We start from the raw sequence: 22,670 nt of genomic DNA, 5'->3' as shown, positions 1-22,670 counted from the left end.
CGCTTCATCTATGGAGATGAACTTAGTAATAGTTAAAAGCTGCGTTACAGCAGCAATAGGCATTCATGGCTTCAGGCCAAAACGAAAGCCTGATCCCGGCCAGAACGCAGGCTCATCCAAGGGTGTTGGCCACAACCCTCGGGAAGGGTTGGTCTTGAATCTCAGCCGCCGTTGCAGTAGCGAACAGCTTCCGCCTGGGAGCGACCCTCGGCCACAACGGTTTCCACGCAGCCGTTGAACAGGCGGCTCTCCTGCTTCACGGCACAGAGACCCACGGCAATGGCCGCCAACGACACAGCCGACACCACGGTGGCGGAGATCTGAACCAGGCCATAGGCGAGCATCGCCCGCTTCTTGCCGCCACAGGACTGCTGGTTGGTGGTTTCTTCGGACATCACAGATACGCAACACCGAGACCCTATTGATCCAGCGTTGGCCACCGAAGCGCGATCACGACCGTGATCACCGAACAGCTGATCACCGAAAAGGCGATCAGCAAAAAGGCCCACCAGGACTCAGCCGAGGGGATCGATCAATCCGTAAAGCAACGCCATCACCGCCAACTGGGTGCGATCAGCAGCACCAAGCTTGTCTTTGGCGTTGACCACATGGGTCTTCACCGTTTCCACTGAGATGCCGAGGCTGCTGCCGATGCCCTGGTTGGTGAGGCCGCGAGCGACGCCAGCCACCACCTCCAGTACCCGCTCGGTGAGTTCTTCGATCAACGGAGGCAGGTTCGGGTTCGGAGCTTCGGCCGCACCGAGCTTGCGAATCTCCTCGGGGAGATACACGCCACCTTCAGAGAGGGTCTGGAGGGCTTGAACGAAATCACCCTTGCCGGTGCCGAGGCTTGATTTGAAGATCACCGCATCGGCGTAGGCCTGCATCGCCTCCTGCACCACAGCCTGGGTTTCGCGCACCAGCACGATCAACAGCTGACAGGCGGGCAGCTCCGCCTTCACCCGCCGCAGCAGGTTCATGCCGTAGCCGGTCTCCAGATCCGACTTGCAGATCAGCAGGCTCGGCTTGTGGCGCAGCACCAGCTCAAAACCCTCCTCTTCAGTGGTGGCGGCACCAACCACGGCACGGCGAATCGGCACGGCCAAGCAGAGGCAAGCCAGGGTGAAGCGATCACCGCAGCAAGCCACCATCCGCTGGGTCTTGAAAAACTGCGCCGTCGCGTCGATGCCATCACGCCCAGCATCCCTACGGACAACACCACGGATGCAGTGGGGATAGCGCTCACGCCCCAGGCGCCAGGCCTGGGCGGCATCCGCCACCTGAACCGTTTCGGTGTGCAGCTCGCCCTTGCGCTGAAGAATCAGGTCATAAAGAGGAGACATCACAACCGGCGGCGCGCTTCCTTATTCAGCAACACATCAATGAATTGAACATCCCTCAGTTGAGTGAGCCATCTATGTAGCCATATCCCTGAATTGAGGGATTTAAAGCAACGAAGTAGGCGCCAGACCCCCTTCGTGTCATTTGGCACAACAGCATTGGTAAGGAGCCAGCACATTGATGCTGTTGCTTCAAAGCTGTGGCCAGCCGGCTGCGTCGATCCCTGCTTCAACTCGGTGACCGTGTTGGTCGCCGGGTTCAGCGCTGGCCGGAGGGATCCTGGCCCGATGCCATGCAACGCAGTCCCCGCCGGGTTCGCAGCACCGCCAAGGATGTGATCAAAAGCACCGCTCAGGCAGCGGTGGGGCTGGGGCGCCGGGCTGCCCGCCTGGGGATGGAATCCATCAAACGCGCCAGCAACCGATGAACAGTGGCTTGCTGGTGTTGTCTGTTTTGCTGTTTGTGGCCGGTGTCACCTTGATCAGCATGGGCTGATTAAGCACAAGTACTCAACACGATTAAACGGATCGATCGGCAACCAAATTCAAAAAAAATGACAGCGGTTGATACAGCTTGTCTCTGAAATTCGCCGGATTATTGCTTCATCAAATTCTAAAGCCAATGGAATTCCTCGTTGCAAGCTGCTTCATTTTTCCGCTCTCTGCCCTGTGGATTCAATCCAGGGAAGACGACAACAATGAAGATGAGATGGACTTTCTCTGAATCAAGCCCAGAACAGAGGCAAGGCTGAGGTCTTCAACGATTGGGCCAGAAGATCCACGACCAGCTTGGCGAGAGCGATATTCATCAGAGCAAGTGACATGCTCTATTTTTCTGAAGCATCAACTACACTTTCTGGTCAATTCCAGATTTTTATCCCAGAAGACATGCATCGCCTTGGAGTTGATGCATGTTTCCAAAGGCATTAAGCCCTCCAGATCCAAGTGATCAGATAGAGATGGTGTGGACTTTCTCTGAATTAAGCCCTGGAGGACGGCAAGGCTGAGGCCTTCAACTCATGGGCCAGAAGATCCGTGGCAAGCATGGTGAGAGCAACGCCCATTAAGGCAAGGGCTATGCCCTGATTTTTGTCTGAGGCAACGGCTACATTCCTGGACAATTCCAGATGTTTTTCCCAGGAGAAATGCATCAGCTCTAGGCCTATACATGCTTTCTAAGGCCATAAGCCTTTGCGATCCGAGTGATCAGTGGCATTCAGAAATGTTCTGTAATGACAGCAATGCATTGAGATGAGCATTCTTTCCTCAAATCGGTTGCAAGTACTACGTTTTTGATTTGCAGCAGCAAAAGTTCTCGGGTACGTTCCGCTCACCAAGCCACAAGCCAATGGAACCGATCGCGTTGACTCTGGGCCAGAAATTTGAAGTCGAAAAATTCTCACGCGAGATCGACAACTCGGATGACCTTGCATCCCTACGCAGCATTGCCAAAGATCTGTTGTTGGCATGGAAGCAACAGGAAGCCGCATCAGCCTGGATCGTGCGCCAGCAGTCCCAGGGCCTCTGAAATCAGCTCCTTTCCCTCTTAGCGCCAATGGAAGACAACCCAATGATCACCACCATTACGTTGGAGAGAGATGTTTTGCGTCTTCTGCACCGTGTCGTAGCTGAAGCTCACGACAACTGGCCCGGCGGTGACGCCAACGAACAGGCCTGCCTGTTGAACATGAAGACCCAGCTCTATGCAGCCTTGATGGACCACCTGCTCGAATCGGGCTCCATCTGAGCCCACTTTGGAAGCAAATCGATCGTTTTCCCTTACCCAGTAGAAAAACTCATGTGAAGGCAGAAGCTGCGACAACAGACTTAACCCGGCCGTGGAGTTCGCCATGCAATCTGATCTCTCCCGCCTGCGCGAGCTGGAGATCCGTGTCGCCAACCCGCAGCACTGGAGCTCGGGCGAACACCAGATCAATGTTGAAAACCTGAGGCAGCTGCGCTTTCAGATCGAAGATCAACTCAAGAAACTGCGCCAGCACAACCAGCCATCTGCTTGATCGGGCAGCTGGGCCTGCTCAGCTCGCCTGGGGGTCGGCCTGCGTTCGGTTGCAGATGAAATCCCAGGCCTCTTCCGCTGAGTCTGAGAAATGAATCAGATCGAGGTCGTCATCTGAAATCAAGCCCGTCTCGGCGAGGTAGTCGAAATCCACCAGCCTCCTCCAAAACTCTGAACCAAACAGAACGATGGGCATGCTGCCTTTGGTGCCCACTTGCCGCAGGGTGAGCAGCTCAAACAGTTCATCAAGCGTGCCAAAACCACCCGGGAAAAGGATGGCGCCAATCGAGCGCATCACAAAATGGAATTTGCGCAGTGAAAAGTAGTTGAACTTGAAGCAAAGATCCGGGGTGATGTAGGGATTGGGATGTTGCTCAAACGGCAGGGTGATGTTCAGCCCGATCGAGCGGCAGCCTTCCTCAAAGGCACCCCGGTTGGCGGCTTCCATGATTCCCGGCCCACCTCCGGTCACGATCACATGGGATGAGCAATCGTGGGGTTGTTCCCTGTTGCACTGACCATGCCGTGAGGCCAATGAGGCGAACTCTCGAGCTGCGTCGTAAAAACGAGACAACTCCACGAGCTGTTGTGCATGGACGACTTGTCGCTTCAACACCGGTGAGCCCGGGGTTGCACTGAGCCGTTGCTCGGCTTGCGTCAGCTTGGCGACAGCAGTGTCTTTGTCGACAATCCTGGCGCCACCAAAAACAATGATCGTCGATTCAATCCCGGCTGTTTCCAGATGCAGATCCGGCTTGGTGATTTCAAGCAGCATGCGCACACCACGCATGTCGTTGCTGTTCAGAAGGTCTTGATCTTCGTGGGCAATTCTGTAAGTGGGGGACTTCAGAATTGCATCCAGGTTGGCTTGCTCAGGTGATGCAGTATTTGGGAATTGGGTCATGTGTTCAACAGTCATTGGTGTCAGTGATATCGGCGGTATCGGCGATGTCGTCTTGCGTCAGAGGATGTTGGCGGCCAGTTCAGCCAGTTCACTGCGCTCTCCTTTGGTGAGGGTCATGTGTCCCACCAGGGGCTGACCTTTGAGCTTTTCCACCAACCAGGTGAGTCCATTGCTTTCGGCATCCACATAGGGATTGTCGATTTGATAAGGGTCACCGGTGAAGACAACCTTGGTTCCTTCACCCACCCGGGTGACGATCGTCTTCACTTCCAGGGGTGTGAGGTTCTGCGCCTCATCCACCACCAGGAACTGATGGGGAATTGATCGGCCTCGGATGGTGTTGATCGCTTCAACCTCCAACAAGCCCATGCCTTGCAGGTCGGCCCAGGCATTGCGTGGTTCGCGGTGCCGCTGCTTCTTCGTCTGCTCAACCTCCTCGCCAGGGGAGGAACCGGTGATGAAATCGATGTTGTCGATGATCGGCTTCATCCAGGGGCCGAGTTTCTCCTCAAGCGTGCCCGGCAGGTAGCCGATGTCTTTGCCGAGGGAGATCGGTGGGCGCGTCACCAACAGGCGGGCGTAGTGATGGGTGTCGGCCACCTGGTGCAAACCCGCGGCGATGGCCAGCAACGTTTTGCCTGTGCCGGCCTTGCCCACCAAAGTCACCAGAGCGACGGATGGATCGAGCAGCAGATCCAGCGCGAAGCTTTGCTCGCGGTTTCTGGCTTTGATGCGGCCCAAATGCGCGCGATTCAGCCATTGAAGCGGCTTGATGATGTTGCTGTTGCCTTGATGCCGGCCCAGCAGGGTGTGGCTGTCGTTGTGCTGATCCACCAGCACCACACCTTCATTGGCCTGAAGATGCTGCTCCTCGGGATCGGCGACAGCTTCCAGCGGCAGCTGCTCCTCGTCATGCAGGGTCTGAATCGTCTCCGCATCGGTGCTGACTTCACGGAAGCCTGAGTAGAGATCGTCGATCGAGACGTTGTCGTTGACGTAGTCCTCGGCTTGCAGGCCCACCGCATCAGCCTTGATTCGCAGGTTGATGTCTTTGCTGATCAACACAACCTCGGGCGCCTGTTTCAGCCCGCTGCATCGCATCTGCTCGAGGGCCACCGCGAGGATGTTGTTGTCACCACCACCACCCTGCAACTCTGCCGGTAAGTCTTGAAGGGCTTGGGCCTGACAGAAAATCACCTGCAGCATGCCGTGGTTCGTTCCCTCAATCGGAACGCCATCGGCAAGGCTTCCGCGGGCCCGGTAGGAATCCAGGAGCCTTGAAATACGCCGGGCATTTCGGCCTTTTTCAGAGTGATCTTTCTTGAAGCGATCAATTTCTTCAACCACTTGCATGGGGATCACAACCCGCAGATCACCGAAGCGATGGGGAGCCTCAGGATCGTGGAGCAGCACATTCGTGTCGAGAACGACAATTTTATCTTTCATTGGAGTTCACACCGGAACGTTGATTGGCGTTGACATGCCAACCCTGAACTTCTGAGCGAGAAGAAAAAGCCACAGCATGGTGCTTTGCCACATCAACGGTGGGCTTTTCGCTTCTCTTGCAATTATCACGGAGGCAAAGCAAGACCTCCCGGATGGCAAACAACACCCCGAAGCAAGGCAACCAAGGGATGTTGTTTGACCAGAAGGCAATTCATTGGATTGCCTCGCACGTCTCAACTCGAGTGAGCTGCGCTCAGTCGTCGTAGATCTTGCAACCCGGTGCGGTTGGGGACTTGTCGCAACGTTCCTCCCAGTACAGATCGTGCTGAGACTTCATCGCTTGCTTGGGTGCATCCGCCTGGTCTGGCTGCGTCTTGTCAAAGGCGTTGAGCGGGATGCATAGATCGAAAAAACCTGAGCAGATCGTGACCATCTCTCTCCTTGTCGCTGACTTATCTCTACTCCTCCCCATTCCAGAATCAATAGGTACTTAACCCATTCCTTTACACAAGGATAACCGCTCTTCCCAGAGGAAGAACGGTTGACGGATCGCGCAGATGGATGGACTCATCTGCGCTCTGATCACTTGATCAAGCAGCCTGCTGATTGCCTGAATCTTCTTCCTCGGAACGGATGAACCGCTTGCGTTGAGCCGATTCGTTGCCAGACAAATCATTGGCCTTTGAAGGCTCAGCGGGTTTGCGTTCGGGTTTGTCCAAGCCCATCAACAGAGGATGGATACCTCTCCTGCTCATTGAAGTCTCCTCTTATTCAGATCTCGCGTCGTGGTCTGTCGGCCCTTTCGCGTAAATCAACTATCGCGCAGATCAGTTGCAGACGCGCCCCGCAATGCTTAAGAGAATCTTGCGAGTCAGTCAACACCGCCGACTTGGAAAGGATTGAGGCTGCAGAGTGAGGGCACGAATCGAACGCAAGGCACTGCGGGGTGCTCCGATGATTTGCATTCGAACCAGCCTCGCCACGGCAAGCCTTGCCATCGCCACAGCCATCCCGGCTAGCGCTGAAATCGTTGCCTCAACTTGCCGACTGCTCAGCTACAACGGCCCCAACACCACCGTTGAGACCTTTCGGTGTGACTTCATGCAGCGCGGGGGCAACGTGATGGTGAACAGTGCTGAGCATGAGTTCAGCTTTCTGGCTGCAGAGCAAGGCGAGACCTACATCCGCATCAACTCGATCCCGCTGCGCTTCACCCGCACAGGGGAGTACACCCTGGAGGTGAGGCAATCGCCTTGGTTGAGATGACCGTTGCGATGACCACCCCAAATGGGGGTATCGAGAAGCGAATCCACAGGAGTGGCTGATCACACCGGCGGCAGTTCATGCGATCTGTCGGCGGTCGTCGAGTGAATGCCCTGAGGTCCTCCATGCTCTTGGGGTTTTCCTCCTCGAATCCGAGAGAGTTTTGAAACTGATTCTTTCGGGTGAATAAGGGAAGCCCTGGAGCCGTCACTCCAGGGTTTTCTTGTTTGCAGCAGCTTGCAGTGTGAAAACGTGGCAGAGGGGAAGGCACAAAGCAAGGAAGCCACCCTTCGCGATTGCCTGTCGCCATGAAGGCAGGATCGTGCGTGGACGAGAGCGTGACCAACCAATGAGTATGGGGCGGTTACTCAGTTCAGGATTTCTTTCGTGAATCTTCAGGGAGCATTGCCTCAGCAGCCATCTCAGTTCCCATAGCTTTCAGGGAGTATCACGCTCCCCTATGTGCCCACTTGACCTTGCCAGTCTCAAGTGGGGTGATGACGGCGAGTTGTCTCCCAACGACACCCTCAGCCTGGTGGAGCGATTGGCCAGAGCGGAAGGGTTGAGCCAAGGCACCGACCCATCGAGTCTCAACTCCAGTGCCATTTCCCAGGAGGAACCAGCACAAGAGTCCTGATCTGAACGGCTCATCCAACCAGCCGGTCATCGGAATTCAAAAGCGCCTTTCCTTTCGCAACCCTCACCACTTCGCCTGAGAGACCAGGGCTTTGATAGATGACGCGATACACGTTCGCCCAAGCAAGCGACTTAGCGCGTGCATTCACGAACGCCTTGAACTCAGTTTTGAAGCACTGTTCTTGAACCCATTGGTCGGGCCCATCGCTTCGCTCAACGCAGTACATCACTCGGAGCACAGAGGACACGCAGCCTGATGAGGCTGCGGCCGCTTGCACTCGATCGACAGGCCAGCTTCGGGATCACGTCTTCAGTTGGTGACGCGATGCCTGTCGCCAACACTCTCAAAAGTTGTTCTTTCACCTTGGACGTCGATCAAAGTTGAATGCAAAAGTTGGAGCCACACGACGGAACCACATCGCGTCGAGCGATGAGGGATGCGATTCCGCCACCGGTGTGCCCTCGAACGCACAGCACGGCACTTCGGTTGTATCCCCGCTCGACCGCTTGAAATCGAGTCACTGACAACCAAAAACCGTTCTTGCTCGAGCATTGAGGGTGTGATCGTCAGCGCCGTCGACGATTCCAATCCTGAGACCAAATCGTGTTAAGTTTCGATAAGGCGCACTCGGTTGATGCTCAAAGCCTTGTTCTCCCTGGTTTTTGCAGCAGTGATGTGGGTTCAAGTGCCGCAGTGGGAGCCAGACTGGTCACAGTGCTCCGTTGACACGCCGGATGTGGACTGTCACTGGTACGTCACGGCACCCGACAACACCTTTGGTGAAGGCTTCAGCTGGGAGAACGCACCCTGGTTCAGTGCCGAAGGGCTTCGGGACGTGGGCGATCTGAACAACACGATGACGACGCTTCACAGCCAGGCGCTTTCGGGCAATTGACGCAACCAGCAAAGCGTCAGCCCTAAACTTTTTATTTGGAGACTTCAGTGAACGACTACTCAGCAGCCATTACCGCTCTCATCGTAGTCACCGTGGTGATCTCTGCTGCTGTCGTTTATGTGCTGGCTCAGCCGACTGACCTGCCCAGATACAAAGAAAACAAGGATCAATAGAGGCCACCACGTGGGTGAACACTGACCGTTCTGCCCACATCGCCCTGCAGACCTGAATCCAGCACTAGGGTCGCCAGATCTCCGGCACACACCTGGCGTGAAAGGTCCGAACCTTGCTTTTGTAGGCGGCTCCATGATCGTTGCGATCATGGCGGTAGTTGTTTTTATTGGCGCCGCTAACGCTGCTGACTGCCCTCGCAGCAAGTCAGCCGAAGCCACTTCAGTTGAGGCCCACCACAACGCCGATGACAAGGCTGGCGTTGAAGCCTGATCGGCTCCAACATCTCAGCGAAGCGGGTTCACCTGCACTGGGGCGATGGTCTGGAGCGTGCTCAACGCCTCACCGATGGTCTGCCCAACAAAGATCCCACCGGTGAGCACCGCAGCGAAACAAACCAAACCGAGGCTGAGCCCTGCTGCAATGCGAGTGGAGCTCGTGGTTTCTGTGTTTCGTTGCTCAGTGCTGGAAGCCATCTGAGTTGCTGCGACAAACCAGTTGTGGCTCAAACCGCTCCCGGTTTCAACTGCGCATCGAATCTCTCCGAGCTTTTCAATTAGCCCTGTTCCCATGCGATTCCTCACGAAGGGTGCCGAGAAATGGTTTCAGGTTTGAAGCGATTTCTCTTGTTGATGCAGCCAGACTGCGAGTACAGATTGATACATATAAACGGTATCCGGACGAACCCACATCAACAACCATCAAGCATCTTGGCGGTTTTCGTTTGTGACCCCTAGCGTCGTGCGGCTTGAAAAGACTTGTGCCTTCAAGGACTTCTCCTCTCTCAGGGCCCTTCCGTGTAACCAATCACAAACCCAAACGGTGGAGAACCGCCATCAAAGCCCGAGAGAATCAGCTGCTGACTCTTGCCAAGGAAGCTTTGCAAGAGAAGAAGGAAAGAAGAGTGATTCATTTTCTGGACTACATTGATCAAGATATCGCTGCATAGCCAAAACATTTCATGCAATTAATTGAACATATTCGACTGAACTAGCCCTTATTGATTGGGCCATAGCCCTGAACGAGAGATTCCCCACCCAAAGCAGAGAGGAACACAAAAAGGCCCCTGGAGATCTCACCTCCAGAGGCCCGTGTCCCTCGTTTGACGACCCCCTCACTTTCTTCGAGATGCCTGGTGAAAGGGAGTAGGAGAACCGTCGGAACAGGTCGTGGACACCGGCCATGGTTGGGTCGACCAGAGGCAAAAAAAAGGCGGCAGGGAATGCCGCCCATCAACAAGGGGACGAATGCGTCGAAGGTGCTGGCGTCCCAGCCACACCACCCTCTTTAACCAGCCTGCGGTGCCGTGGGCATCGTTTACGAACTGCCAAAAAAAAGGGGGTGTTCCCTAAGCACCCCCGCGTTCGACGCATCGCCCCTTTACCGAAGAAGCGGTCGAATGATGACGTGAGATTCAACGACTGGTCGTCGCCGTCACGACAAAACGAGGGGTGTGGTCAGCAACCCAAGAAAAAGCGAAGGTCCCTCGCCGCTATGGGTAGAAGCGCGTATCAGGGCCATCTAGTGCCGACCGCTACGACAGCTCTGCCTCAACCAAGGGCATGACAGAAGCAGACCGCAACACAACCTTCATGGAGTTCGCACTACTTGCGTTGTTGACTTGCTCGCTTGCTTCAGTGATCGCAACGGTTTTCCGCGGGACCTACTGATGAGGAGCACATCCAATCGGTTGGCCTTAGAGCACCGCTTCGCAAGCACCGTGCTTTGGTCACTTTTTGCTGCTCTGGTCTTCCAAGCACTGGCGAGTCGATAGACAGATGCATCTGCACAAGCCGTTAAAAACCTGTCTTGCAACAGGGGAATCTCACTTCTTGAACGAGACTGCCGCCTTATACAGACAAAGCGTTGAACTCTTCCCTGTTGTTCAAAACTTGAGCATTGATGTGCATCAAAACATTATCAGCTTCTTGAATAAATTTTTCCCGACACCATTCATCCGAAACCCTTCCAGCTGCATCCATCAGAGTGATGTATTGCTCTTCAAGCGTCACTTACTTTGTGCAGTTAATTAATCATGGCAGTGCTGAGGCCGTCTGCAGTAGTTGCTGATACCTGAGGCTCGACAACAAGCAAACCGCTCTCTTCACAACAGGGAAGTCAAAAAAAAGACCTCCGCCAAAGGCAGAGGCCTCAAGACAATCTCAGGGATGCGACCTTGTTTCCATCCCATGAGGTGTTTTCATCACAACTTCATCGTGTCCAGAGGTTGGAACATCGGGAAGCACTCTGTCGACAGCCTGCGACTTGTCCCCCTGCCTGATCGCTCATCAGAAGGCGTTGAGGCAAAAGACGGTGGGGCGGAAGACGGTGGGGCGGAATCCCTACGCCCTGGTCCATGTTCAAACCTTTTCGGACGAACCGTGAGTGATGCCCAAGAAAAAGTCCCGGTGTTCGATGCCGGGACCTCCGTCTCTCATGACGTACCCCAGTCCTAACAGAGCGACTAAGTATTTATGCGTACGGCTTACACGACCAGCGTGTAGCAGGTGGCAGGTGGCACGTCTCAGCCTGGTTCGACAGGGCTACGACTGGAGTGCCCCGGGACGGCCCGAACCACTCAGGGGCGGCGGAACCAACTTCGAGCGGTCACCTGACCGGTGGTTTCGCCTGAAAAAGATCTGCAGCCCCCCCCAGCTCCGACCAATGGAGCGCACCAACACTCAAGCTACTGCAATCAGGCTCACCAGCCCAGAGTCATGGCTTCAGCTCCACCAAGGGCTCTGCCTTTGGCGGCCAAGTCGCAGATGGCCTTGCACATTTTGCGTCTCGTCAAAAACCATCTTCATCAAGAAGGAAGAGGTCACCGAGAAACGGATCATTGGTACCCGCTTCGTCATTGCCGAGAACGGCCTCACGGATAGCGTCATCTGCCTTGAAATAAATGAGGTCATCTCGCTCAAGATCAACTCCGCGCATCTCTGGATGACCACCAACAAGCTGGCGCGCTTCCTGCCATTCAGATAATCGCTCATAGAAGAGCTTTCCGAGATAATCAAGCAACGCAAAACTAGCGAGCAATAAGAAGCAAACATTAAGGAAAGCCATCTTCACTCCTCGTCTCTATGGACAACTTATTCCTCAAGATCGATTCCTAAAAGTGGTGTAATCACAACAGTATTTTTACTGTTTGATCCAAGTGAATACAGCAGAAAAGAGGCTTTCTTTCCATCCGCAACGAGCGGCTGGATCGGGACAACTCAGGCTGGCCAGCCTGTATGAGCGCCCTTTCGGTTCTGTCACAACGGCGACAGGCAGGTGGGCAGGTGAACGGGAATGATTCCTGAAGCCAATTCACACCCATGGGTTTTCTCGCTGTCGCCGGCTGCATGCTGTTGGCCACTGCCATGTCCGCAGCTTTAAGCAACAAGCCTTCGAAGGCCTGAAGGTTGGGAGGGGGCGAGCTTGGCGGCGGCCCCCAACAGATCAGGTCAGCTTCAAAACGAAGCGCTGAACGTACCTAGGCCAAGCCTAGGTTTTTTAGTACTTGCACGTACTAGGCATTTGTACCCGATTGGCGAATGACTGACGGGCTTTGGCTGCTCCGAAGATGGTTACCGCTCAAAATAAAGACTCCTTCTTCACCTTCGGCAAAACCTTGGTGAGATAAAGATGAAAGGGGGTCTTTTTTTTGGAAATGTCATCGGTGCAAATCCTTCCGCCACCCATGATGGTCCAGCATTGGCTTGTCATCGCTCTCCTATTGGATAATCCAGGTCTAGCCACGTTGCGATCAGGCATAGGGCGGTAAACAACACCCTCCCCAATTGGGGGTAGCTAAGACGCATGAGCATGGGTTGATTAGGTATGCCGATGGGGTTGCTGGTAACTCCATCAGCCGTCGAGCAAATACCCTGTCTCTTACTGCAGGTGTTTGCACTTCGAATACCGAAGGAGGCTTCGGAACACCTCTCTCCGTTGCTGAGCGAGACGCTGGAGCCGTCACGACCAGGGTTTCTTTCCTATTCGAGGAACATCCCCATGAATGATCTGCTCTATCGAGGTCACACCTACAAAGCACCCACACCCAAGCCAAAGACTTGTTTGGAGCTCACGTACAGGCAGGAGCACTACAACACATGCCGGCAGGTTGGATCACGACCGATCGACCAGATTCACCTCACCTATCGAGGAGCCTCTTACATCAAGCACCGGGGATAACTCCTGATGGAATAGGAGCTGACACTTGGGTCAGGACGTTAACGCGTGGTTCGATGATGCAACCAAAGACCAGCTCGAAGTGAGCCGAGCGCTGAACGTCATGACTCGTTTGCCTCAGATTCACTGATGGTGTGTGCTGTCTTCTTGTTGATCGGCATCGTGGATAACGATAAGAAGGTAAAGAATCAACCAGATGAATGGAACAACAACAGGTTCAATCATGATCCCCTCCCATGTTGTCTGGATGCATCTTTTTTGGCAGCCTCAAGCATGATCATCAGGATATAAAGACCAATGAGCAGTTGGACCGCAAGTGGTTCGAACATCTGCTCCTCAAAGAGCTACTTCTGGTCTAGATCCGATAATTTTGAGATCCAATAAAAAAGCAGTTTTGTTACATAAAATTAGAGAACCAACAAGCAATACTGTTGCTTTGCTGTAGCTGGATGCTTGCAGCAACTCCATTCCGCTGGAACAAGCTTTGTCGCCCTGGTGATCAAGTCAGGCATGCCCTCGAGACGAGGTTGGATTCCTGAACGTGGTTAAGCACCAATGCTCCTAAATGGGGGTAGTACCGTGGCACGCCAATGCCTGATACTGCTTAAAGCATTGAAAATGCTTGATGTGGTTCGTTCAGTGTTCATGAGCGTGTGGGCTGCGTGCACGGTGATGGGTTTTCAAAACGCAATGCCTCCCCGCCTCAAAGGGCGATTAGCCCTCTCAAGACAGGCAAACCATTCCCGCACATTGCTGGATGGTCACACCAGCTGCCTCATACCACCCGTCGGGATGATCTGCTCTCCTGACGCTGGCTGAAGCGAGGGTTGCTCCAACACTAATCGAGAGAAAAAAGCGCCTCGACCCACGAAGCGCCCGAATCTCAGATCAAACTCGATAACACATCACCAAATTATCGATGCCAACCATGACCTCCACTCGTGTCAACGAGAAGCAGGTAAATGACACAGATAATCAGCAACAAAGAATAAACATCCATAGGCACCCATTGGCTAATTCAGTTCTAAGACAGTCCTCCAAGACTGCATCGAGTGGTTACAAACAAAAATGCCTAGTAGGCCGAACTATCAACAAAAAATACTCTGAACGCAGCCAGGTTTGAATCCGTCCTGATTCAACTGGCACTGTGCCAGTTGAATCATTTTGGTGGATGTACTTGGGGTGAGTGAGATGTTCTGTGTTCACAAGCAAGTTGCTCATGGTCGATGGGTCGATCAATGCTGTTTCAAGACTGAATTCGACGCCTATGTCTCAGCCATGACGAAATCAACAGAAACCATGGGAACGTACAGGGTCTATGACTCGACATTCCAAGAAGTGACCATGGCCTTCGAAATGGGAATGGAAATCGACGTCGGCGGAAAAGAAACTGCAGCATGATCATGAGGGTTGCTGTCCAGCAAGCCACTGCGGTAGGGCAGATCAATCCCCTTGGCAGCGACGACAGCCCCAGATGGGGGTATCGAGTTGTGCTTTACAGGAGTTGATTGGCAAGAGGGAGACGTCTTGGACCCCGTCTCCCGTGTTCGAAGCCAAAGCAACCCTGGGAGAGTTCACTTCACTCCTGGGGTTTTCTTTCTGAGTGGATCGGTGATTCAGTAGCGAGCACCGTCAGGCAACTGACGAAACTCGGCCCACACCGCCTGGGCTTCGCTCTGAAGGATCTGCTGCATTCGAATTTCCTTTTCCGGCACCGGTCTGCGAATGTCGTCATTGATCGCCCGATCCGAGAAGAGATCCTCGTAATCGCTCCAAGATGCTGCATAGAAGACCTGGCGAATGTTGGCCCAATAGGCGGTGGAATAACACATCGGACAACATTCACAGCTCGAATACATCATGCAACCACTGAGATCCCAATTCTCGAGAGTGCGGCAGGCCTGGCGAATGGCATTGACCTCAGCATGGGCACTGGGGTCCTTGTCCTGAATCACGCTGTTGCCTGCGGCGGCGATCACTTGGGCGTCCTTGACGATCACCGCGCCAAAGGGTCCACCGGTTTTGTACACCACACCGGCATCCCTCATCACCTGAATCGCCCGCCGCATGAAGGCTTCATCTTGATCCGATGCCATGGCGTCCCCGTTGAACAACTCCTCCAAAGCTGGCAGCAAGAAAATCTCGGAAACGGGAATAAGAAGCTTTGGCTTTGCTTACCCACCCAAGCCAGTGAGGGATGGCTACTCGACCATCCCCCCTACAGCCAACTCAGGGAGACTGATTAAGCCGACCAGGTTGGAATTCCATCTGAGCAAAGACGACCTCGCTCAAAGAACAACTCTTTTGCAGAAATAGCGATTCCGTTGAGGTTGCAGAACCAGGCAGCTTCAGTGGTGCTGGTTAATGCACGCAGCCCTTTGGCAAATTCGGCATCTCTACTAATCCGTCGCCTGAGCTGGTGTGCTGGAGTCAGTCTTTTCATCGCTTCATCAGTTGCTGTTTCCTGTCTACTTAGGAAGATGATTTTTGGTATCAGCTTTTCTGCTCATCAACAGAGCAACGGACGAGAACAAGACCAGATGATTGAGGTTGGTTAAGTACCTATTTCTTTTTTCCATTCTTGATGATAAATACGGAAAAGACGATAAGGAGCGGCATGTCTTTTAGCCCTAAGCAGCGCTCACTTGAACGTATCAAGCCAGTTTATTTGAGGCCAAACAATTTAAAGCCGTCTCCCTCCTGGCAGCTGGCCGAGAGGCACTTTCGCAATCGCAGAGAGGATTACTGGAAAAATCGCTGCTCAATAGATCCAGACGCTTCAGCTTGCAAAATTTTTGACGAGTAAAGGAGGATGATCATGTCAATTCATGTTTTGCCCCTCGCCCACGGCAATTGTCCAACCTTGATCTGCGAAAGCGCAGATGTTTGCTATTTCGGCGACTGGAGGGTAGACATTGACCCTCCAAAACAGACTTGGATCAATTTGATCCCTGGACTTGGTGATCTTCCCACCGATTCAGGCTACAGGTTGGGATTGGATTACGGCTCTATCCCTTAACGACTCATCCGAGCCTATTGAACAGCCTGAGGATTACTGGATGTGCAAACTACAGGACGCTAAGTCTCTACGATTGCCATGAGGGTTAGGTCTACTGTCCCTCTGCTCCCAACAGTCTTTGAGGCAGCAGAGGGCTTCTTAAACTCAGAGCCCTGCTGATTTAAGGGCTCTCAGGCTCAGCATCAAATAGGTTCGAAATGATCCAAGAGCCATGAGCTGGTCGGCTGTTTTCTCCTGGGTGGAGTCGTCCAAAGAGCTTTCAAACTCAAAAAGGATCTCGCTTAAGCGATCCTCCCAATCCAGAGCAACTTCTTGGGTGAAATCATCTTGCGATCCCTTTGCAGTAAGGAATTTGCAGAGCTGACTGAAGCTGACGGAGTCTGGAATCGTGTTCATCACATCCCTCAGACATTATGGAAATACTAAAGGAGAAGGCCTTACCCCCTTCCTTGGTTTAATCAAACGCAAATGAGTAATGCCTGAGGATTAATTCCTGAATGATTATCATTCCCCATGCAGTGCGCTTACAGCGCATGAATGTGCTGCGAGTGGGGCTTCAGCAACGCGTGCAAGGATGATCTGAAGCCTTGATTAACCGAGGTACTTTATCGTCAGACGACAAGCGACAATAAAAAGACCGTTCTCCATGAAAGGAAGACGGCCTGTTGGTGTTTTTGATGAGTTGAAGAACAGCTAAACCGAGCTGTATCCGAAAATCAAACCACCTTGAGAGAGAGGAAATGCTGGTCTGCTTCAAGCATCTCTTCATCGTCTTCTACATCCCAGCCGCCATAGAGCAGATGAAGAAGCCTCGCTACATCCAACTCCCGGTCGGCGATGTCTTGCCAAAGACGACAGCTCAACTCCGAGTCAGCAAGGATGAATTGTGCATGGGCCAACTCACGGGCCAAAGCGAAATAGCTTTGCCTGTCATTGCGGATGCGGCATTCCATTGCTGCACCCACAGACATCAGAAGACGCTGTTGGCTTAGAGACTTCGATTGGGTCTGCATGGTTCTCCTGGAATGCATTGAGGCAGGGGCAGCTGCTCTCCCCCTGAAAAGACGGCACAACTCGCTCGTTCATTCATTCTTGACCCCGCGATGCGGTCGGGGGATGAGAGGCCAGCCCATCTACGACAGGAATGGGGTGACCTCTCCTATTGCTCGCTTCCGACACCCCTGTGGTTGCTGAACAGAGGCCATGCCGCATGCCATTCCTGGCGAGAGGCGAAGTGTCGGACCTTCCAAGCTCCTGGGGCCAAGGTTCCAGGTGATGGGCCTTCTGACTCAATGGTGAGTGCCCCCCGGCAGTGATGGTGCCGAGATTTAGGGCAAGCCCATGGATGGTGAGAAAACTCGTGGAGCAGATGCTCGAAAGGTCAGTCGGCTTCTAAAGCCTGCTCGGTTGGACCGTCGTCTCTCATTGACGCCTCCGATCTCAGTGGACTCACTTTCGTCAGGGGACACGCATAAGGCAATCGGTCTTAACGCTCATTGCCTTTGAAGGCAAAATCGTCGAAATTGAAAACGATTTGCTGAGTGAAAAGCAAATATCAGCTCAACCAACCCACAAAAAATCCTCCTGCCTCAAAGAAAGCAGGAGGGAAGTCTGGTCCCCATCAATCAATGCCCTTAGAGGTGGCATAGAAAATACTCAGACCAAGCAATCCATACACCTAGTAGTCGTGGCCTCTCTTCATCGGTTGGTCTCGGTAAGGAGTCGTGCCAATTGGGGGAGGAACATGGCTCTTCTCCTCTGCATCAATCGCGCCCATGGCATGGGCGAAAGCATCTCCAAACCACTTCAGGAAACCTTTCATACAACCTCTCATTTGGAACTGACTTCGTCCTAGGACGGAAGTCTCTTTTTTGGGACTAGGTACTTAACCCAAACTTGGGAAACGAGCTTGAGAGGATAAATACCTAGGTACTTTATTTTCATTCATGACAAGCTTGACCCTTACAAGCCATCATCTTATTTTCTTTTTTGAATGAATTGGAGGTGAGTATGTCTCTTGCCCCTTCACTTGTTCGGAGAACAATTCTAGGCGGGACAATTCACATGCTGGTGGGTGATAGCAACCCCCGTTACTTAGCCGAGTTGAACGGCAGCCGTGTTTACTGCGACGACATGGCCACCGCAGAGGCCCATCTTGACTACTGGAGCAAGGAGTTATTGCACTGCTGGGGAAAGCGGTAACGAAAAATCTGGAAGCGGCTTCACTTCCAGATCAGTCTGCACTGCTGAGAGCTGCTTCCGGGTCAACTCTCTGCCTTGTCACTTAACGGCTGCGAGGCCGTCAACAGCTACCCCCAGATGGGATCAACAGCAAACTTGGTACGTCGAGCCCTGTCCTGTCATTTCGTTGCTGACACAACCACGCTTGACGTATCGAGCGTTCGATCCAGAGAAAAAACCCCGGAGTGATTGCTCCAGGGTTTGCTTCCGATACGAGGGAAAAGCACTGAGTGTCTCAGGTCCAGGGCTTTTGCTCGAGGACCAGCGGAGTTTCTAACGACACCACCGGCCTATTCAGGCAACTCCTGTTTGCTATGTACCAATACCCCCACATGGGGGTATCAGGCTTCTCATTTGAATGAGAGATTCGTCTCACGCGGAAGGGCCGAAAGACCACAACGCGAGATCTGCATAGGAGGTCTCAACAATGAGCAGAAGAGGAATTCATCCCCTTTTGATGGGGTTGGACAAGCCAGATCGCAAGGCCGAGGACAAACCTCTGGGAAGGCCGAGCACTCAGATGGCTGGTCTTGAGTCACCTCAACACAAACGGTTCCTTCGTGCCGAAGCAGAAGACAAAACACAGGCCAAAACCGGATGGATGAGATGACTCCTACCAAGCTCACCAACGCGCCTGAAGGTTTTGAGTACTACAGGGTCTGCGACCAGGAAGGCGTCTGTCATGTGGTCAGGGGAATGCAGGAAGTCCAGCGACTTCTTGAGAAGAGACCTGGTCTGAATTTCACCAAGATCCCCTGATTGAGGCCATCACGCTCTGGAGAGCTTGTCACTTAGTACCAATCACTTGCTTCGAGGGGAAATGACCTTTTCCTCAGAACAAATCCAACGTGCCCTGAGCTGGCGCGAGAACGAAGGAAACATGGGGCGATACAACGCCTGCTGATCGATGAGTTCAACTTGCGACCAGCCCAGTGCCGTGCGCTGCTGATGACCGCTCTTGGAGACGAGAAAGCTGCTTAATCAATCCTCGAACATAGACGCCAGGTTGTGTTAGCACCGATAGGAGTGAGTCAGGACGAGCCTTGTACTGCATCCAACAAGAGGACGCTCCTGATCATTGGATTAAGGATTTGTGCTTTAAAACGGAGGTGAGGGCCTATCTACGGGCACGTGTCATGTCGAGGGTCAAGGCATGCAGTTACAGGGTTGTTGACCAGACCACTAACGATGTGAAAGCGGTCGTTCGCGACGGACAAGATTTGATTGGGTGAGGGGAGTCCCAGTCAGCTCTTGCCATCGCTTGAGGTGAGAGCTCACTGGCATTCGATGCACGCACGATTCGTATGTCTACCTTGCGAGTGTCGTCCTCTTCAGGGACATGGGATTCGACGGAGTCGACAAGACAGACCGCCTCATCATTGCTGCAAGGAAACGTGCCGAAGCTGCATTGCATGAGACATCTCCAAAGCTGACGGCGCTTGAGAAAGCGATGTGGCTCAAGTTGAAGCGAGGTGAACGCCCCTGCAAAAACAACACGTCGTCGTAGGCGAACAGTTGATCTGCTCTCAAAGTGGAAGGCCGCCCCTCCCAGCTGGAAGAGACGGCCTAGTTCGCTCGTTTGTGCATTCTTGAACCCGTGATGTAGTCGGGTGTTGAGAGGCCAGCCCACCTACGACAGGAATGAGGTGGCCTCTCTTATTCCTCGCTTCCGACACCAACTGTCCCTTCCATCCCATCAGGAGCAGAGGTCAAGTCGTAGTGCCATCTCTGGCGAGGGGCGAAGCGTCTGGCGTGGTGGCGCCTGGGGCCATTGGGTCCAGGGGTGTGGCTGATGAAGCTCCGGGGCACCTGAGGCAATGAAGCTTTGGCCTACGGGACGGTGCAAGTTGGAGTGTCGATTGACGTGGCGTTTCGCTCGCCTCGTCAAAGGACCAGCCTCACGGATGAGTGGAAACTGTTGGAGCAGGGGCCAGAAAGTCAGTCAGCTTCTGCTGTTTGCTCAGGTGGAGTGTCGGCCGACATTGGCTCCTCCGATCTCGATGGACATACTTTCCACCCGTCAGCGGTTAATGGCTATCCGAGTTAACGCTCATTGCCTTCTGGGGCAAAAGCAGCAAATGTGTTGTTGGCGTGCCTCACCCAGCTGTGGGTTATTCAGATCCACCCAGCTAAGGCGCTGATGATCTGTGGTAGGTGCCGAACTGCAGAACGACAGCTCATGTCTTCCAGCTCATCCCCTTGAGCCTGTTCCATGCCTCCAGAGGCTCCATAGAAAGGAGCGCAGGGCAAAAAAAAGCCGGGGCATCACACCCGGCTCATGCGCAGATGACCCTATTTATCGGCTTCCGATCAAAACGCAAGGGGCTGTTTCAACACAGTCCAAGCGATGATGCTGGTAGTGCGGTGAGGCGCTGCCAACTCAACAGACGGAAAGAGCCGACAATGGAATCGATCGAAGGCTCACTTAACTTGATGGAGATAACGCTCGGAGATAACGCTCCAGCGTCGCTTGTTTGCCTCGACTTCTGCTTCCTTCGCTAGATGAAAGAACTGCGCCTTAGATAAGCGCTTTTGCTGGGCTTCTGGTGGAAAATGCATGAGCCTCTCCAACAATCAATAAGCTATGACGGCACAGCAAACCACAGACACGAAATTAACGAAACTCAAATGAGTATTTACTGGGGACGACCATCAAAGAATGAGAATCATTTTTACAACCTTGCCGTTCCTTTGGCGTTAAACCGAACCCACCTTTGGAGAGAGCGTCAAACGAGGGGCGCAGACCTCTGAAGGAGGAAAAACTTCAGAGGTCTTTTCTTGACGGGTTTTGAGGCGTCCAAGTATGCGGCATGAAACCCCAGGCCCAGATAGCCACCAAATCCGCAATGGGTTTTCATGAACCGACCCATCTAGCCCCCGAAAACGCCGAAAATCCCTAGGTATTCTGCATCCACCGAACAGTGCCGTAGACGAGAACCATCACGCCAAGGATTGCCGCGCAGGCTGCTGCTGTGAGGAACAGGGTGTAAAGCATCTGGGCCTCCCTTCGTCTGATCCATTTCTAAACCTGCCGCACAGAAATACATAGGGGACAACCGGCCTGTTTCGTTCGTTTTCCCGTCTTGATCAATAGGTCAGTGGCTGGCTCTTTATCACTCAAACCATTCACTCCCCCATGCACGAGCAATTCCGCTTAACGACCCAAGGGCATAACTTCAGATCCACCAAGGTCTTTCCCTTTAGTCGCCAATTTGTACATGTCTTGGTGAATATTGTCCGATTCATTACTGAACCAATTGGTCAACTCTGGCTGCAGAACTTTTTTGGGGCCCAGGTCAATGAAGGAATACTCAAGCGTGATGAAGTCACCACCAACCGTGCGATAACCAAGCTCAAGAAGCATCTGGCCGCTTGCAGATGGGGCTTCAATCTGTGCCTGCGTTGCCTTGAGGCTGAGCTCTACCAACTTGCTCGCAACCGTGCCATCACCGGATGCATCCCTGATTCTGATCATCAATGCTGACCCCTTGCTCTGCCTCAGCAAGAGCAGAGTTTGCTTCCTTAGAAGCCATTGACATGCAATGGCATTGGCCTGAAGCGAGGTCTTAAAAAACGAGAGGTCTGCGTTCAGATCCTTGGTCTTTTTGCGCTGCTTGAGTAAACCGAGTTTCGAGAGCAGCCACTTCATCGCATCGTTATCAAACGAGACCGTGAATAGCCCATTTTTGGGCTGGCGAGAAAGATTCTTTTTATCGCTTAACCCGAGTATCTGTTGTTACCAAGAAACTTGAGGGAATGACATTGTCGAAGTGTGAGCGTTGTAACGACCAAACGAAAACGATGAAAGCCATGACAGGGAAGAGTTGCCAGAACGCTCCATGGCTCAAGCAGACTTGATCGCACAGACTCCGCGCGGCTCATCCATCCAAAAAATCGAAGCCGGCAAATTTCTGGTGTGCGACAGCGAGAACGTGTGCTTCTTCACGCGCAGCCTCTACCTGGCCGAGGAGCAGCTGGAGGAAATGGAGCTTGGCTACCGGTTCCCGTATTCAACCAATTTCCGCAAAGCGCCCGCATGACATGTGGAGCCATTTGAGTAGCGGATTTCGCTGAATCAACTGGCTCCAATGGCTTATCTGTATCGCGTCCTGGTCTCATGCACCTAGCCCGGGACGCGGACCCATGTCAGCGGCAACTGCTGGGTCCGTTTGTCTAGCGAATCCAGCCGTTCTCCCGAGGCCAATCGAGCTTTTAGGCAGTCCGTATCAGTCGAAACCATCGCCGGGATCTACCGAAATTTTTGGCGGATCAGCACATCTTCAGAAATTTCCAGACAAGCCTGCTGAATGGCCTCATCATTGAGCCCTCAGCTGGCCGCACACAAGATGTGGTGCTGAGCAGCAAGGGAGAGCGACCCTGGGGCTGGCAGACGAGTTTCCCCGTTGAGAGCGATCAATGGGGGAACCTCTCTGTGTCTTAAAGCTGTAGACATTCAGTGCATCAGGCACAAATCAGTGTGACGTAGCGAACGTGTTTATGCGGATACCGCATCGCTCGGGGAGGACTTGCTTCTCCTCGCGGTTCCGTGGCTCCACATCGT

At 53.3% G+C, this 22,670-nt stretch carries 24 protein-coding genes; 11 read left to right on the top strand and 13 right to left on the bottom strand.

From position 1 onward, the window contains the following. Positions 1 to 161: 161 nt before the first annotated feature. Together NCN05_RS00850 and NCN05_RS00845 are read right to left on the bottom strand one after the other, a co-directional pair. Positions 162 to 395, bottom strand: coding sequence for a hypothetical protein (locus tag NCN05_RS00850; RefSeq protein ID WP_115082419.1), 234 nt, complete (start codon positions 393 to 395; stop codon positions 162 to 164). A gap of 120 nt (positions 396 to 515) precedes the next feature. Next, positions 516 to 1,343 (bottom strand): response regulator transcription factor, encoded by an 828-nt coding sequence (locus tag NCN05_RS00845; protein WP_250396620.1) that lies wholly within the window; start codon positions 1,341 to 1,343, stop codon positions 516 to 518. Between the two features lie 197 nt (positions 1,344 to 1,540). Here NCN05_RS00845 and NCN05_RS00840 point away from each other — a divergent pair, with 197 nt between their 5' ends. Further along, complete coding sequence (locus tag NCN05_RS00840; protein ID WP_115082420.1) at positions 1,541 to 1,768, top strand: hypothetical protein; 228 nt, start codon at positions 1,541 to 1,543, stop codon at positions 1,766 to 1,768. Positions 1,769 to 2,320: 552 nt separating this feature from the next. Here NCN05_RS00840 and NCN05_RS00835 read toward each other — a convergent pair. Then, positions 2,321 to 2,491 (bottom strand): hypothetical protein, encoded by a 171-nt coding sequence (locus NCN05_RS00835; RefSeq protein WP_250396619.1) that lies wholly within the window; start codon positions 2,489 to 2,491, stop codon positions 2,321 to 2,323. Between the two features lie 197 nt (positions 2,492 to 2,688). Here NCN05_RS00835 and NCN05_RS00830 point away from each other — a divergent pair, with 197 nt between their 5' ends. From NCN05_RS00830 to NCN05_RS00820, 3 genes are all read left to right on the top strand, one after another. Next, positions 2,689 to 2,868, top strand: coding sequence for a hypothetical protein (locus tag NCN05_RS00830; RefSeq protein ID WP_115082421.1), 180 nt, complete (start codon positions 2,689 to 2,691; stop codon positions 2,866 to 2,868). Between the two features lie 42 nt (positions 2,869 to 2,910). Next, complete coding sequence (locus NCN05_RS00825; protein ID WP_006851728.1) at positions 2,911 to 3,087, top strand: hypothetical protein; 177 nt, start codon at positions 2,911 to 2,913, stop codon at positions 3,085 to 3,087. Between the two features lie 103 nt (positions 3,088 to 3,190). Continuing rightward, positions 3,191 to 3,358: a hypothetical protein gene (locus NCN05_RS00820; RefSeq protein WP_170950626.1), complete on the top strand. Its 168-nt coding sequence runs from the start codon at positions 3,191 to 3,193 to the stop codon at positions 3,356 to 3,358. Positions 3,359 to 3,376: 18 nt separating this feature from the next. Here NCN05_RS00820 and NCN05_RS00815 read toward each other — a convergent pair whose 3' ends face one another. The 3 genes from NCN05_RS00815 to NCN05_RS12470 form a co-directional block, all read right to left on the bottom strand. Next, on the bottom strand, positions 3,377 to 4,261 hold the full coding sequence (locus NCN05_RS00815) for an LOG family protein (RefSeq protein ID WP_250396618.1): 885 nt from the start codon (positions 4,259 to 4,261) through the stop codon (positions 3,377 to 3,379). A gap of 57 nt (positions 4,262 to 4,318) precedes the next feature. Further along, entirely contained in the window at positions 4,319 to 5,707 is a 1,389-nt protein-coding gene (locus NCN05_RS00810) for a PhoH family protein (RefSeq protein WP_250396617.1), read from the bottom strand. A gap of 590 nt (positions 5,708 to 6,297) precedes the next feature. After that, positions 6,298 to 6,426: a hypothetical protein gene (locus tag NCN05_RS12470; protein ID WP_284500072.1), complete on the bottom strand. Its 129-nt coding sequence runs from the start codon at positions 6,424 to 6,426 to the stop codon at positions 6,298 to 6,300. A gap of 193 nt (positions 6,427 to 6,619) precedes the next feature. Between NCN05_RS12470 and NCN05_RS00805 the strand changes: the two genes are divergently transcribed. The 3 genes from NCN05_RS00805 to NCN05_RS00795 all read left to right on the top strand — a co-directional run bounded on the left by NCN05_RS00805 (position 6,620) and on the right by NCN05_RS00795 (position 8,946). After that, on the top strand, positions 6,620 to 6,973 hold the full coding sequence (locus NCN05_RS00805) for a hypothetical protein (RefSeq protein ID WP_250396616.1): 354 nt from the start codon (positions 6,620 to 6,622) through the stop codon (positions 6,971 to 6,973). 1,268 nt (positions 6,974 to 8,241) lie between these two features. After that, entirely contained in the window at positions 8,242 to 8,502 is a 261-nt protein-coding gene (locus tag NCN05_RS00800) for a DUF8643 family protein (protein WP_250396615.1), read from the top strand. Between the two features lie 306 nt (positions 8,503 to 8,808). Then, the gene (locus tag NCN05_RS00795; protein WP_250396614.1) at positions 8,809 to 8,946 is read left to right on the top strand and encodes a hypothetical protein; all 138 of its coding nucleotides are present in this window, start codon (positions 8,809 to 8,811) and stop codon (positions 8,944 to 8,946) included. Positions 8,947 to 8,960: 14 nt separating this feature from the next. Here the strand turns inward: NCN05_RS00795 and NCN05_RS00790 are convergent, their stop codons facing one another. The 3 genes from NCN05_RS00790 to NCN05_RS00780 form a co-directional block, all read right to left on the bottom strand. After that, the gene (locus NCN05_RS00790) at positions 8,961 to 9,149 is read right to left on the bottom strand and encodes a hypothetical protein (RefSeq protein WP_250396613.1); all 189 of its coding nucleotides are present in this window, start codon (positions 9,147 to 9,149) and stop codon (positions 8,961 to 8,963) included. A gap of 1,374 nt (positions 9,150 to 10,523) precedes the next feature. Next, positions 10,524 to 10,685: a hypothetical protein gene (locus NCN05_RS00785; RefSeq protein WP_250396612.1), complete on the bottom strand. Its 162-nt coding sequence runs from the start codon at positions 10,683 to 10,685 to the stop codon at positions 10,524 to 10,526. Between the two features lie 778 nt (positions 10,686 to 11,463). After that, entirely contained in the window at positions 11,464 to 11,739 is a 276-nt protein-coding gene (locus NCN05_RS00780; RefSeq protein WP_250396611.1) for a hypothetical protein, read from the bottom strand. A gap of 759 nt (positions 11,740 to 12,498) precedes the next feature. Here NCN05_RS00780 and NCN05_RS12565 point away from each other — a divergent pair. Together NCN05_RS12565 and NCN05_RS00770 are read left to right on the top strand one after the other, a co-directional pair. Then, positions 12,499 to 12,852 (top strand): DUF4278 domain-containing protein, encoded by a 354-nt coding sequence (locus NCN05_RS12565; protein ID WP_350223275.1) that lies wholly within the window; start codon positions 12,499 to 12,501, stop codon positions 12,850 to 12,852. Between the two features lie 1,164 nt (positions 12,853 to 14,016). Continuing rightward, positions 14,017 to 14,250 (top strand): hypothetical protein, encoded by a 234-nt coding sequence (locus tag NCN05_RS00770; RefSeq protein WP_250396609.1) that lies wholly within the window; start codon positions 14,017 to 14,019, stop codon positions 14,248 to 14,250. A gap of 215 nt (positions 14,251 to 14,465) precedes the next feature. On the opposite strand, the gene NCN05_RS00765 is transcribed toward NCN05_RS00770, so the two are convergent. The 3 genes from NCN05_RS00765 to NCN05_RS00755 form a co-directional block, all read right to left on the bottom strand. Next, a complete protein-coding gene (locus NCN05_RS00765) occupies positions 14,466 to 14,945 on the bottom strand; it encodes a nucleoside deaminase (RefSeq protein WP_250396608.1) in 480 nt (159 codons plus the stop codon). Positions 14,946 to 16,012: 1,067 nt separating this feature from the next. Then, positions 16,013 to 16,264: a hypothetical protein gene (locus NCN05_RS00760; RefSeq protein WP_250396607.1), complete on the bottom strand. Its 252-nt coding sequence runs from the start codon at positions 16,262 to 16,264 to the stop codon at positions 16,013 to 16,015. A gap of 320 nt (positions 16,265 to 16,584) precedes the next feature. After that, positions 16,585 to 16,839: a hypothetical protein gene (locus NCN05_RS00755; RefSeq protein ID WP_250396606.1), complete on the bottom strand. Its 255-nt coding sequence runs from the start codon at positions 16,837 to 16,839 to the stop codon at positions 16,585 to 16,587. Between the two features lie 1,099 nt (positions 16,840 to 17,938). Here NCN05_RS00755 and NCN05_RS12465 point away from each other — a divergent pair. After that, positions 17,939 to 18,070: a hypothetical protein gene (locus NCN05_RS12465; RefSeq protein ID WP_284500066.1), complete on the top strand. Its 132-nt coding sequence runs from the start codon at positions 17,939 to 17,941 to the stop codon at positions 18,068 to 18,070. Positions 18,071 to 21,263: 3,193 nt separating this feature from the next. On the opposite strand, the gene NCN05_RS00750 is transcribed toward NCN05_RS12465, so the two are convergent. Next, a complete protein-coding gene (locus tag NCN05_RS00750; RefSeq protein ID WP_250396605.1) occupies positions 21,264 to 21,758 on the bottom strand; it encodes a hypothetical protein in 495 nt (164 codons plus the stop codon). 175 nt (positions 21,759 to 21,933) lie between these two features. Between NCN05_RS00750 and NCN05_RS00745 the strand changes: the two genes are divergently transcribed. Further along, the gene (locus NCN05_RS00745; RefSeq protein WP_244276013.1) at positions 21,934 to 22,149 is read left to right on the top strand and encodes a hypothetical protein; all 216 of its coding nucleotides are present in this window, start codon (positions 21,934 to 21,936) and stop codon (positions 22,147 to 22,149) included. The last annotated feature ends 521 nt before the right edge of the window (positions 22,150 to 22,670 follow it).

It is taken from the genome of Synechococcus sp. MU1651 (assembly GCF_023630635.1).
Lineage (GTDB): Bacteria > Cyanobacteriota > Cyanobacteriia > PCC-6307 > Cyanobiaceae > Parasynechococcus.
Note: the sequence above shows the minus strand (reverse complement) of the source record. Positions and strands in the feature narration are given on the sequence as shown.